This is a genomic window from Olivibacter sp. LS-1, from assembly GCF_008245145.1.
GTDB lineage: Bacteria > Bacteroidota > Bacteroidia > Sphingobacteriales > Sphingobacteriaceae > Olivibacter > Olivibacter oleidegradans.
On record NZ_CP041643.1, the window covers coordinates 575700 to 588437 of the forward strand.

General features: G+C 41.3%; 10 protein-coding genes. 5 read left to right on the top strand and 5 right to left on the bottom strand.

Features of this window, described 5'->3' with window-relative positions; translation table 11 throughout:
• Positions 1 to 66: 66 nt before the first annotated feature.
• Positions 67 to 2979, top strand: coding sequence for a DEAD/DEAH box helicase (locus FKG96_RS02360; RefSeq protein WP_149105118.1), 2913 nt, complete (start codon positions 67 to 69; stop codon positions 2977 to 2979).
• Positions 2980 to 3103: 124 nt separating this feature from the next.
• On the opposite strand, the gene FKG96_RS02365 is transcribed toward FKG96_RS02360, so the two are convergent.
• On the bottom strand, positions 3104 to 5368 hold the full coding sequence (locus tag FKG96_RS02365) for a family 20 glycosylhydrolase (protein ID WP_130854788.1): 2265 nt from the start codon (positions 5366 to 5368) through the stop codon (positions 3104 to 3106).
• Positions 5369 to 5562: 194 nt separating this feature from the next.
• Between FKG96_RS02365 and FKG96_RS02370 the strand changes: the two genes are divergently transcribed.
• Positions 5563 to 5823: a hypothetical protein gene (locus tag FKG96_RS02370; RefSeq protein ID WP_130854787.1), complete on the top strand. Its 261-nt coding sequence runs from the start codon at positions 5563 to 5565 to the stop codon at positions 5821 to 5823.
• Positions 5824 to 6033: 210 nt separating this feature from the next.
• Here the strand turns inward: FKG96_RS02370 and trmB are convergent, their stop codons facing one another.
• The 3 genes from trmB to FKG96_RS02385 form a co-directional block, all read right to left on the bottom strand.
• Positions 6034 to 6684, bottom strand: a complete 651-nt coding sequence (gene trmB, locus FKG96_RS02375) for a tRNA (guanosine(46)-N7)-methyltransferase TrmB (RefSeq protein WP_130854786.1) — start codon at positions 6682 to 6684, stop codon at positions 6034 to 6036.
• 75 nt (positions 6685 to 6759) lie between these two features.
• The gene (locus FKG96_RS02380; RefSeq protein ID WP_130854785.1) at positions 6760 to 8223 is read right to left on the bottom strand and encodes a M20/M25/M40 family metallo-hydrolase; all 1464 of its coding nucleotides are present in this window, start codon (positions 8221 to 8223) and stop codon (positions 6760 to 6762) included.
• Positions 8224 to 8275: 52 nt separating this feature from the next.
• Positions 8276 to 9460 (bottom strand): class I SAM-dependent rRNA methyltransferase, encoded by a 1185-nt coding sequence (locus FKG96_RS02385; RefSeq protein ID WP_130854784.1) that lies wholly within the window; start codon positions 9458 to 9460, stop codon positions 8276 to 8278.
• A 201-nt stretch (positions 9461 to 9661) separates the two neighbouring features.
• On the opposite strand from FKG96_RS02385, the gene FKG96_RS02390 reads away from it, so the two are divergent.
• The 3 genes from FKG96_RS02390 to FKG96_RS02400 all read left to right on the top strand — a co-directional run bounded on the left by FKG96_RS02390 (position 9662) and on the right by FKG96_RS02400 (position 12041).
• Complete coding sequence (locus FKG96_RS02390) at positions 9662 to 10198, top strand: RNA polymerase sigma factor (protein WP_013664385.1); 537 nt, start codon at positions 9662 to 9664, stop codon at positions 10196 to 10198.
• 87 nt (positions 10199 to 10285) lie between these two features.
• On the top strand, positions 10286 to 10831 hold the full coding sequence (locus FKG96_RS02395) for a hypothetical protein (protein ID WP_013664386.1): 546 nt from the start codon (positions 10286 to 10288) through the stop codon (positions 10829 to 10831).
• Positions 10818 to 12041, top strand: coding sequence for a hypothetical protein (locus FKG96_RS02400; RefSeq protein WP_130854783.1), 1224 nt, complete (start codon positions 10818 to 10820; stop codon positions 12039 to 12041). The genes FKG96_RS02395 and FKG96_RS02400 overlap by 14 nt, the downstream gene beginning before the upstream one ends.
• Before the next feature lie 327 nt (positions 12042 to 12368).
• Here the strand turns inward: FKG96_RS02400 and FKG96_RS02405 are convergent, their stop codons facing one another.
• The gene (locus FKG96_RS02405) at positions 12369 to 12686 is read right to left on the bottom strand and encodes a hypothetical protein (RefSeq protein ID WP_168204528.1); all 318 of its coding nucleotides are present in this window, start codon (positions 12684 to 12686) and stop codon (positions 12369 to 12371) included.
• Positions 12687 to 12738: the final 52 nt, after the last annotated feature.

Here is a 12738-nt window from a genome sequence, read left to right on the forward strand (position 1 = left end):
AATAGGGCAATATTTCGCAATATATTATTAAAAACCTTATATTTAAAGCTTTTTTAACGACAGATAATGCTAAGAATAGATACGCAAAAACCATATAGTTTAGTTTATTCGTTATGTCAACATGAATTTTTGGGTTATTTAATTGAGCCGCACATTGTACAATTAAATCCAAATGGCGAATTTTCACTTACCTATCAGCGAATTTTTAGCAATACCGCTCGCGAGTATGCACCCGCACTCGAAGACAACGACTTAAAAATCATTAAACTGCTCGACGAGCTAGAGCAATCGGAACTCATCAAAAAGATGCATAAAAAAGCGATTCGCCCACGCGAATTCTTCAGCAAAATCTTCGACAAAAAATTATTTGATTATATCCGTCCAAAAATAGATAAAAAACTGGCAGCCATCTTACAGCTTATCCGCGATAAACCACTTTACCTAATGAGCAAAGAGGGATGGCCCGTAGAAGAAAAACTGACGATTGCTCCCGAGCCTGCTTCCGTACTGTTTCATTTTCGCAGAAATGCGGAAGAAACACGTTATTTCCCGACCATAAAGTATCAGGGACTGCGCATTGATTTTATGTACAAAAATGCGCAGATCATCAGCAATGAACCTGCTTGGCTATTATTAGAAGGAACGCTATATTCTTTTGAACAAGATTTAGACGGAAAAAAACTATCGCCTTTCCTAAATAAGCGTTATATCAGCATCCCCAGAAATACCGAGTATAATTACTTCGATCGATTTGTACGGTCGTTGATCACTAAGCACCACGTCTACGCGGAAGGCTTTGATATCAAAACCTATCAACATGAGGCATCTCCCTTGCTTAAAATTGTTAATACCGCCAATGGCGACGCCTTTGCGCAATTGCAATTTAAATATGGCCCGTATACCTTTGATGCCGGTAGCGAACATAAGGTTACCGTTCGAATGGATTACAAAGAATCAGAAGATCTTTACACCTTCCATCGGGTAAAACGATCCTTAAAATGGGAGGAAGACCATTTACAAGAACTTTTGAACTTGGGGTTATCAAAACCGGATCCGCTTTTCAACAACCTGAATATAAAAAAACATCCGGAACATATCGACGGCGCCACTAACACCCACTTATTGATTAACTGGATTAACGTAAACCACGACTTTTTGATTAATAAGGGTTATCAAATCGAGCAAAAAACAGAAAACCACCGGAAATATTTACTTGGTAATACCAAGATTGATCTGGAAGTAAAAGAAGAAAATGATTGGTTCGATGTTCATGCCTTTGTTCGCTTTGGTCCATATGAAATTCCTTTTATTCAGTTGCGAGACCATATCCTGCATCAAAAGAGGGAGTTTATTTTACCTTCCGGAGAAATAGCGATTATTCCGGAAGCTTGGTTTGCTCAATTTAATAACCTGTTTTATTATTCCGCAAACAAAGGAAGCATTCAGCTTCAAAAACATCATATTGGCTTAATCAACGATCTAAGTGAAAGTAATATCCAAGGGCTTAGTATGGAGCGGAAGTTGCAGCGTCTTCAGGAATTTGAACAAATCGACGATATTGCACAACCACTCCATTTTAAAGGTTCATTGAGAAGTTATCAAAAAGCGGGATATAACTGGTTTCATTTTTTGAAAAACTATCATTTTGGGGGTTGCTTAGCCGATGATATGGGTTTAGGAAAAACGGTGCAAACTCTGGCATTGCTGCAAAAAGAACGAGAAGAGTTACAAGAGAAAGGCATCCAAGGCACCTCGCTGATCATCATGCCGACCTCACTCATTTACAATTGGCAGAGTGAAGCCGAGAAATTTGCACCTGCATTAAATATATTAATTCATACAGGTACCAATAGGCCGAAAGTAAACGACCATTTTGGAAAATTTGATGTCGTTATTACTACCTATGGCATCGCTCGTGTCGATGAAGAATTATTACAGGGATTTTATTTTCATTATATTATTTTGGATGAAAGCCAGAACATCAAAAATCCAAGTTCCAAGTCCTTTAAAGCAGTAAAAGAACTAAGAAGCAAATATCGATTAACGCTCAGTGGTACACCGGTTGAGAATTCGGTGGGCGATCTCTGGTCGCAAATGTCTTTTTTAAACCCAGGATTATTAGGCAGTCATGCTCATTTCCAGTCCGACTTTGTAATTCCGATTGAGAAGAAAAAGGATGAAGAAAAGGCGCGCAAGCTCCAAGCGATTATCAAACCCTTTGTGTTAAGGAGAACAAAAGATCAGGTAGCGCAAGAGCTTCCTCCCAAGTCTGAGCAGATCTTTTATTGCAAAATGAGCGATGAACAGGCCGAGTATTACGAAAAGATTAAATCGGAGTATCGCAACGTTCTGCTAGAGCAATCGCTCGACGAATTAATGGTTAAATCACAGATTCAAGTACTGCAAGGCTTAACAAAACTTCGCCAACTGGCAAATCATCCGCGCATGGTGGACGAGGACTATGAGGGAGAATCGGGCAAATTCGAGAACGTGGTGCACACGCTGGACAGCGTCTTATCAAGAGGACATAAAGTGCTTATATTTTCACAGTTTGTAAAACAACTGGAAATTTTCCGCCGGCATTTTGATAAGAAAAAAATCAGGTATGCTTACTTAGACGGCTCAACAAGAAACCGAGAAGATGTGGTTAATGACTTTAGAAATAACGAGGAAGTTAAGCTTTTCCTAATTTCCATTAAAGCGGGAGGTGTTGGATTAAATCTTATAGAAGCAGATTATGTATTTATTCTTGACCCTTGGTGGAATCCGGCTGTAGAACAACAAGCTATCGACCGGTCGCATCGTATAGGACAAACGAAAAACGTGTTCATTTATAAGTTTATCACAAAAGATAGTGTAGAAGAAAAAATTCTGGCTTTACAAGATCGCAAAAAGACGATAGCCAATCAACTAATAACAACCGAAGAGAGCTTTGTAAAATCGCTAACTGCAGATGATATTAAAGAGTTATTAAGTTAGTTGCATTCTCCCCCTATCGCAGACAGATACAACCACAACCAAGCGGGGTTTATAGCTTATGCCTCTAGACCTTTTACCTTACGCCTTGCACCAATGGTGCCATATAAGACCTTTCAGTCCTAGCTCAATAAACCACAATTTCATCTGTAAACAGAAATCCTTTCCTATTATTTTGGCCTACAATACGAATGTAACGCGCAAGTCGACCCTCCAGATCGAAACTGAACGTCTTAAATCGTAAAGACGGATCGGTCGTCGGCACATCGTTATCGATTTTTTCCATTTCACGGAAATGCCTACCATCATCAGAGGCTAATATTTTCACACTGCCCGGTATATAAACCCCTGGCCCTGCAAGCTGCATGAACCGCAACTTTATCTCATGTAGTTCTTCGCGTCGTTCAAAATCAAGTGTCACATCAAAATCACCTAAAAATCCCTGCCATTCACCGTCACCGTAGCTTAGACCACCGTATTGCCCATTTAATAAACTACTATCCAGCTTTGCCGGATACTTGTCATTCCATTGATTATTGTAAACGATTTTTTTACCAATTCCCTTATGGATATCAACTGTAAAATCCTCCACCTTACCAAAACGGACAGAATCTTTAAAAACAGCTGCCTTAATAGTCGTTGTGTTTACGAGCGACAAGGAGTCAATGTATAACGTAGAAGCCATTGTTGGTTCGCTTCCGTCTGTCGTATATCTTATCTCAGGACTATATTGCTCAGAAGAAATTGTTACCGTTGCCTTTTTCTTATTGATGTCATATTTACTCGCAATGGAAACATCATAAGAAGGTCGATAGTAGTTGACATGCAAGCGTTGCAAAAGCAAATAATGTTTTTGCAAACGCTTTTTAAAGTCTTGCCAAACCCGTTTATCAGCAGGTGTCCATCCAATTTCTGCCAACGCTATAGCTCTTGGAAAAACCATATATTCAACTTGCTCCTGCGTTGGCATGTATTCTGTCCAGACATTTGCCTGTACCCCTAAAATATGTTTTTGTTGATCGGCCGCAATTTCAGCCGGAATGGGATGATAAGAATACACCTTCTCTAAAGGTAAGAAACCGCCCATGGCCTCCGGCTGACCAATTGGATTACTTTGGTAAGAGTCGAAATATAGATAAGCGCCGGGCGTCATAATCACATCGTGCCCCGCGTTTGCCGCCTCAATCCCACCTTGCTCTCCCCGCCAGCTCATGACAGTCGCTTCCGGGGGCAAGCCCCCCTCCAATATTTCGTCCCATCCAATGAGTTTTCTCCCCTTGTCTTTCAAATACGCCTCAACCCGCTTGATCGCATAACTCTGCAGGCCTTCTTCATTTTGAAGATTATCGCTCTTTATCCGTTCTTGGCATTTGGGACAGTTTTTCCAAGCTTTCTTGTCTGCTTCATCTCCCCCAATATGGATATACGTAGAAGGAAATATATCCATCACTTCATCTAACACATTAGTAATAAAAGAAAAGGTCTCCTCATTGCCAATACAAAACTCCGCATTTCTATAAGCCTCACCTGAGCAGGAGAGCTGCGGAAAAGTTGCCAAAACCTCTTCACTATGCCCGGGCATCTCAATTTCGGGAATTACGGTAATGCCTTTTTCAGCTGCATAGCCTACAAAATCACGCGCTTCCTCTTGCGTGTAGTACCCACCGGAAGCATTAGGATCTCCCACTTCCAAGTATCTTCGTCCCGAATTCCACCAATCCTTCCAACGAGGATAATTTCTCCACGCCGCCTTTTGCGTCAGTTGAGGATATTTTTTTATTTCCAGACGCCATCCCGCCCCATCCGTTAAATGCCAATGAAAGGTGTTTAACTTATATAGGGCCATCAGATCAATCATTCGCTTCAAAAAAGAAATCGGGTAAAAATGCCGAGACACGTCAAGCATTAATCCCCGATAAACAAAAGCAGGTTCGTCTTGTATGGAAACAGCCGGTAGCAAGCGTTCGTTTGATTGCGTATAAGCAATTTGGGTGAGTGTCGCTAAAGCGTGTATTACCCCTTGACGATCATGGGCTATGATCGTTATCTTTCCTGTGTCTACCTCCAATTGATAAGCGCGTTGGGGCAGGCGATCCTCGGCTTCGGCTTTAAGCAAAAAAATACCGCTTTCGGGCATCTTTTTCCTGGATTTCAGCTTATGAGGCGTTTCAAAATGGATATAGGGATGGGTTCGGAGCAATTCAACTTCTTCTGTAAAATCTTGACTTACGTAGACCTCCGCTAATTCCGGGTATTGAAAGTATCCGGGCTTTTCTTGTAAAAATGTTGGTGCTGGTATAATAGAAAGGCTATCTTGAGCAAAGAGTATCGTTGGGCAAAGGCAAAGAAAAACCCATAGAGATAGCCCGGTAGAGAACTTCTTCTTTTCCATTTGTTTCTTATAAGATCTGACTTTGCAAACATAGGCAAATTAACGCTTATATACAATGTACCATTGTGTCGCAATGTGAACCTTTGTTGCATCCTTTTTCAATTCCTATAACTATTTTAAATGACTGTCGAATATAACACCTAAAAATAACAGGATTCGCTTTTAAAAAAGAACGTTTTTTTATTCAACTTTTCTTGATAAAAGTTGAGCAAAATCAAGGCGGTGTAGGCTACCTTGCACCTGATTGCAAAGCATCACTGGCGCGTATTGGAGCCGTTTCACTTCCTCAATCCGCTTGGATACTGCAATATGAACAGGCGTGCACATGCTTTGCTGCTCGTTGCTTCGGTATCCTCCAAGGCCGTTTATCCGACACTCGGGGCCCCTATGGCTGCCCGCAAAAGCTCTTCGTTCAGCTGAAATATCGCCTAGGAAGTTTGCGGCTTGCAGGTTGAGGCACTACCATCGTAGCAAAGTTCCAAGCGATGAGTCTTTGGTTACTTTCTGCGGAAGAAAGTGACAAAAAAAAACGTTCTTATAATCTAAACACCTTTATCAGTAGGTTAAAGGCGAAATCGACCGATGGAATTTCACTGAGGTAATCCCTGTTTAGGGAGGAAGCTGATAGTATATTGTAAAATTTGACCCTTACAGTGATATTAGCATTAATTAAAAGAAAATTTCAAGTAATTGATGTTCTTATTGTGAGCTAGGTATTTTTTCTCGTAATAAGTTTTGATCGTAAGCGTCTCGTTTACAAACTCGGAATGATATAAATCTTCTGTTTTACAGTGCACTTTTAATCCCAGCTCTTCTATTTTGGAGAATGTGTAGGCATGCAAACCATCGTTATCCGTTTTAAGATTGACATAGCCGCCTTCTTTTAATACCCAATGATAGCGTTTTAAGAACTTATCGGACGTCAACCGCTTTTTTTCACGGCTATTTTGAGGTTGTGGATCCGGAAACGTTATCCAGATTTCGTCTACTTCCCCTTTTTCAAAAAAATCCAGGAGCGTCTCAATTTGTATTCTTAAAAAGGCCACATTTGAAATGTTATCTTCCAATGCCGTTTTTGCCCCCCGCCATATGCGATTTCCCTTGTAGTCTATTCCAATAAAGTTCTTTTCTGGAAAAAGTCTTGCCAGGTTTACAGCATACTCCCCTTTGCCACAGGCAAGCTCCAAGACAATTGGGTTATTATTACCAAAATGTTTCTCAGCCCATTGCCCCTTCATCACCTTTCCTTCCTCTAACTGTAGGACATTATCAAACGTAGCGATCTCAGCAAACTTTCTTAATTTATCTTTTCCCATTGCGGCTGCAAACTTAGATAAAAAGTTTTATACGAAAAATAGTTGTGAGTTGCCGGTTGTGAGATGTACTTAAAACTATTCAAGCCATCGCCAATCGCCAGAGATACGCAAAGGTTCTTCCAGTTTGTTCTCGATCATGAGTGCCTTTACTTCCTCGTCGGAAAGGCGTTTAGTATCAATCACCGGTGCCTCCGCAATGCCATAAGCCAGCATCGCACCGAAACGAACTGTATTAATAAGCCCCGGTTTATCCACTAAGTTTATATGATCGCAATCCGCATGATAACAGTTTAATACATCCTTGCTAAGATACGTATCACCACCGCCGCCGGTAGGCACCCCTTGCAGCATAAACGGCTGATGATCACTATGCAAACCTGCTCTACCCTCAAAATTATTTTTGAATGTTGTATCAATGGCTTGCACTTGCTTTCCGATGGCCTCAAACAACGTTCTGCTACTTTCCAGACTGGATTGAAAACTCTTTGGGTTATTGGTCATGTCATAATTCAACATATAGCGAATGTGTTCGATACTTTTATCCCGTATCGCTTGCTCCACATAAGCTTTAGATCCAAGTAAGCCTTCCTCCTCACCCATGAAAAGCACAAATTCGATGGTTCGTCTTGGTTTTACGTTTAGTTTCTTCAAGGTACGGGCCATATCGATTACTGCAAACGCACCTATTCCATTATCAATGGCCCCCGTAGCCAGGTCCCAGCTATCCAAATGTCCGCCAACCACAACCTTTTCTTTGGGTAATTCCACCCCTTTAATACGCGCAATAACGTTACGTGCCGTGACATGGCCCGCATAATTAGTCATTACGATGGAAGCATTAACTCGCCCTTTGTTTTTCAACGAATCCTTTAGTGCCAAGCCCTCTTCCAAGCCTATACAAACAGCCGGAATAGGAATGAGCTTTCCAGTCACCGAGGCGGTTCCCGTAAGTAATACGCCTCCCGGAACTGTGTTATAAAGGATGATACCTTTTGCCCCGTATTTGATGGCAAGGGCTGTTTTCTCTGATCGATGTAAGTTTTTCGCAAGTGGGTTGGCGTCCGGCAAAACGCCCAAATAAGCTAGTACAATTTTCCCTTTTGCTTTATCCGGGTCAACTAGATAATCTCCCTCGAGGCCACTGCCCATATCAACGATTTCTGCATGCAAGCTCGCGTTCTTAGGAGCATGCGCAAGGGATACCGCTTTGATTTCTCTTTCCCCGACATTACCGGTTACTTTTAAAGAAAGCGCGCCCCTGCTCCAGCCTTCTGCTTTAAACGTTTGAAAGGATACCTCGTCGAAACCGTAAGACTTGAAGAGATCATATGCAAATTGCTCAGCCTTGGCACCGTTCTCCGAACCGGTTAGGCGATGCCCTATACGAAGGGTAGATGTTTCCAGATTATGATAAGCCTCCGAGTGCTGAAGTACTTCTTCATTGATCATTTGAAAAATCGGCTTCAAACTCTCATTAGATTGACAAAAGCCTTCAAAAACAAAAAAGAAAAGAACAAAAGATAGTAAATAGATACGCATGTGTCAAAAAATAATCAATAATACCAGTAAATTCACTCCATAAGTACATCCATTAAAGCACGCGGCAAAGCAGTCCCTTTAGATATTCGCCCTCCGGAAAGGACGCTCTGATAGGATGATCTTCCGGTTGGTTGAACTGATCAATAAACTGAATCTCTTTGCCGGCGTCCAAGGCAGCCCAAGCCAGTACCTGCTTAAAGGTGTCAATGTCCATCGCTCCCGAGCAGGAGAAGGTTGCCAGCAAACCACCACTGGATAATAACAGTAAGCCCAACCTATTCAATTCTTTATAAGCACGGGAAGCCTTTTCTAAACTGCTCCTGGAAGGGGCATACTTGGGCGGGTCTAAAATCACCAGGTCAAACTTTTCGCCCTGCTCTTTAAATGCCTTTAGCTGCTTGTTTACATCACTTTGAATGGCCTTGTGCCTCGACTTGTCGAAGGCATTCTCGTTAATATTTTGGATCAAGGTCTCGATAGCCAAAGCCGAGCTGTCCACACTAAACACTTGGGACGCACCCATTTTAAGTGCGTTTAAGCTAAATCCGCCTGAATAGCAAAAACAGTCTAGTATCTTTTTGCCAGGAGCATGTTGAGCTACAATCAATCGGTTGGTCCGTTGATCACAATAAAAGCCAGACTTTTGGCCTTCTGCAATGTTCACTTTATAATGTATTCCATTTTCAATAATGTCAACAAAGACAGGCGGGTGTTGGCCGAAAAGAACACCCCCTTGTGCCTCTAAACCGTCATGTGCCCTTGCCGCTCCATCTTCGCGTTGGTAAATTCCTTTTGGATTAAGCAGTTTCTGCAATTCATCCACGACGATCGATTTAACGCGTTCGATACCGCTAGTTAATATTTGTAAAGATATAAAGTCGCCAAAACGATCTGCTATCAATCCAGGTAGAAAATCAGCCTCGCTAAAAATCAACCGGGCTGTATTTGTCTGTTCATTAAAGATACCATTTCTCGCCTTTACAGCCTTTTGGATTCGCTCTCTCCACCAATTTTCATTTACTTCTTTTGCAGGATCCCATTCCAAAAGACGTATTGCCACGCGCGACTCGCCGTTGTAGTAGCCATAGGCAATAAATTCACGATCATCGTTATAAACGCTCACCAGATCACCATTTGCAGGCTTTCCAACTATCCTCGCGATGGCACCGGAGAAAATCCACGGATGTAATTGCCAAGCTGCTTTATCCTTACCCTTTTTTAATATGATTTCTGTCATTTACTCGCTTACACTATATTTTCCGTGATTTAAGAAATTAAGCCAAACATAGATAAAAAGGATGGTATTCTCGAAAATTGATGCGATAAAAAGCGGTAGGCGGTCAACTACTTCCCTACTTAACTCACTAAAAAAAATAAACAACGTGCAACATCTATAAACCTATTGCGTCTATTAGGCAAAGAACAATAAACAATTACATTGGAAGTCAGCTATAGCGACCCGCATGAAGATTTGATTGCCGACTGTAAGAAAGGTAATCGGCAAGCTCAGTTTAAGTTGTACAAGCTTTATTCAAAAGCTATGTATAATACGGCTTTGCGTATTGTAATCGATGCGGACGAAGCGGCCGACGTACTACAGGATGCATTTATTGACGCTTTCAAGCGATTGGACAGCTTTAGACAAGAAAGCACCTTCGGCTTATGGATGAAACAGATTGTTGTTAATAAATCGCTCTCCGCACTAAGAAAGAGAACCGTTGTTTTCGAATCCATCAGTGATATAGACGATGTAGCGGACGAAGAAATAGAAGAGAACAACTACAGTTTTCAAATAGAACAAGTAAAAGAAGCAATCAATCAACTGGCAGATGGCTATCGCGTGGTATTAAGCCTTTATTTACTGGAAGGTTACGACCACGAGGAGATAGCACATATACTTAAAATAAGCGAGAACACATCTCGTACGCAATTTTTAAGAGCAAAAAGAAAACTATTGGAGATACTCAAGAATTAAAATAAATAGTATCATCAAAAATGTGGGTTTGGAAAATTAATAGAAGCCGCTCTTTAGCCAAAAGAAGCTTCGTAAAAAATGTTAGGTATGGGAAATATTGAGAAATTCATTTCTGAAAACAGGAAAGCGTTTGATAATGAATTACCACCTGATCGGATTTGGGAGAACATAACAGCTGTTTTCGAGGGGGAAGATTTGCTAAAAAAGCGCGAGAGATCCTTACGTCTTAGAACCATTATATCGATGGCCGCCATGTTTGTATTAGTATGCAGTGCTGCATTTTTGCTTTACAAAGCACGCACATCGAATCGTCTGGATTATAGTCAAATCGACCCTATATTGGCGAAACAGCAAGTAGAATACGCATCCTTAATTAGTGAAAAAAGGGATGCTTTATCAAATATGGCTACGAAAAACCCGCAGCTATATCAAGAATTCACTCAAGTTATTGATAAGATGCAGCGGAACTATAAACAGCTTAAAACCGAACTAGATCAAAGTCCGAATAAAGAGCTTACTTTAGAAGCCATGATCAATAACCTTAAGATGCAAATTGAGGTTCTCAATCAGCAATTGGAAATTTTGAATTATATCCATCAACAAGAAAATAAATCTTCTCATGAACAGGTATAAGATTTCTGTGTATATCATTGCCTTGCTTGTATCAAGTCAGTTTAAACTGATGGCACAAAATAATGACGAGGAAAATAAGCTAGCTCGCCGCTTGGAAGCCACAGGCGAGAAGATCGAACGGATGACAACTGAACTAGTGAAAGGTCTGAAGGAAATCGATACAGAAGGAATTGTTCAGCAAGCGGAACGGATCGCTAGCTTTTCGGAAGAACAGGCTAATAAAATCGCAGGAAAAATAGAAGGTATCGACTGGGAACAGGAGGGATTACTAATCGACCAAGAAAATGCAACTCCCATAAATGGAGTGGAGCAAAGCAAAACGATACAAAAAGTTTATATCATCTCCAAAAACACCCCACTTAGCATTAATAACCGCTATGGAAAGGTTGAAGTAAAAACTTGGACAAAGAACGAAATTAAAGTCGACATAACGATTAGAGCCATAGACGCCTCCGGAAGTAGAGCCGAAGAAATTATCAACAGTGTATCCATATCGGAGACTAAATCACCGAACAATATTTCACTTAGCACGCAGATTAATAAAGGGAAATCCAGTTGGTGGAATAACATAATCAGCGGGAACAATAAAGGGGTACAGATTAACTACCTTATTTCTCTACCGAAGAACAATTCGCTCGCCATTAACAATAAATACGGAACAGTTGTGCTACCTGATTTAGCGGGCGATGTGGACTTAGACGTGTCCTACGGCAGCTTAAATGCCGGCAGATTGTCGGGTAATAATATTCGCGTCCATTCCAGTTACGGTTCAGCTAAAATTCTTTCCGTGAAAGATGCAATGATGGATTTCAAATACGGCAGCATGGATTTAGGTGAAGCCAATAATATACAATTAAATATCGGCTACTGCGGAGGTAGTCAAATTGGCACGCTCATCAGCTCAGGAAACGTTGACATTAAGTACTCGGGCGGTTTTAAGATCGGATTAGATAAAAGCATCCAAAAGCTCAATCTGGACGCAGCCTACTCTTCTAGCACCATCCGTATTGATCCGGCAGCCCATTTTTCCTATCAAGTAGACGTTAGTTATGGCGGATTTGACAAGGGTGATGCGGTTGTTACCAAAGAAGAACCCGATCCAAGTGAACGAGGCCCCAAACTCCATAAAACATATAATGGCTACTTTGGTAAAAATTCGTCCAACCAGGTACGCATTGATTCCAAATATGGGTCGATCACGTTTAAATAGAGGCTATAAGCTTTAAGCGATAGGCATTAAGCTTTCGAATTTTGACCATCTTCGGGGTTATTGATGCTTCGTTACCTTATTAAAGGGGTTCGCTTTAAAAAAAGACCGTTTATTTTAACTTCTTTCTTTCTTTTCATTAAGTTTTCGTTTTTTAAGGCATTCAAGCTTTCCCTAACGGGAAGGTCCGCGAAATAAAGAAGCAAAGAGCCGACCGTAGGGAGTCCATGAACACCTTTGAAAATAATGAAGTAGTGAATAAAATCGCCACTTCCTGCCTATCGCAGGCAGGCAGGAAGCGGCATTGTTTTAGACGTAGGGCTTTTACTTTTAACCGGACGTATTATTATCTTCAGCCCTAAGTATAGCCCTGCGCGTGGGTAAAATGGCCTTGGAGGATACCGAAGCAACGAGCAGCAAAGCATTTACACGTCTGTTCATATCGCAATACCAAGTGGATTGAGGAAGTGAAACGGCTCCAATACGCGCCAATGGTGCTTTGCCATCAGGTGCGAGGTAGCTTACAAAGCCTTGATGTTTGCCTCTCTTTGCATCAAGGTAAAGAGAGATCAAATTAATATAAACACCTTTAGCTATATGAAAGCGAAACCGACGCAACGAGAGTTCACCGAAGGTATCCTGACGCATCAATGAGCCCGTCGGGGTTTTGACTTTTTCCTTCCTGCCTACCGCAGGCAGG

Bases quoted from the DNA above. Each gene is read 5' to 3' on its own strand.
- FKG96_RS02360 (WP_149105118.1), top strand. From the start codon at position 67: ATGCTAAGAATAGATACGCAAAAACCATATAGTTTAGTTTATTCGTTA.
- FKG96_RS02365 (WP_130854788.1), bottom strand. From the start codon at position 5,368: ATGGAAAAGAAGAAGTTCTCTACCGGGCTATCTCTATGGGTTTTTCTT.
- trmB (WP_130854786.1), bottom strand. From the start codon at position 6,684: ATGGGAAAAGATAAATTAAGAAAGTTTGCTGAGATCGCTACGTTTGAT.
- FKG96_RS02380 (WP_130854785.1), bottom strand. From the start codon at position 8,223: ATGCGTATCTATTTACTATCTTTTGTTCTTTTCTTTTTTGTTTTTGAA.
- FKG96_RS02385 (WP_130854784.1), bottom strand. From the start codon at position 9,460: ATGACAGAAATCATATTAAAAAAGGGTAAGGATAAAGCAGCTTGGCAA.
- FKG96_RS02395 (WP_013664386.1), top strand. From the start codon at position 10,286: ATGGGAAATATTGAGAAATTCATTTCTGAAAACAGGAAAGCGTTTGAT.
- FKG96_RS02400 (WP_130854783.1), top strand. From the start codon at position 10,818: ATGAACAGGTATAAGATTTCTGTGTATATCATTGCCTTGCTTGTATCA.
- FKG96_RS02405 (WP_168204528.1), bottom strand. From the start codon at position 12,686: ATGCGTCAGGATACCTTCGGTGAACTCTCGTTGCGTCGGTTTCGCTTT.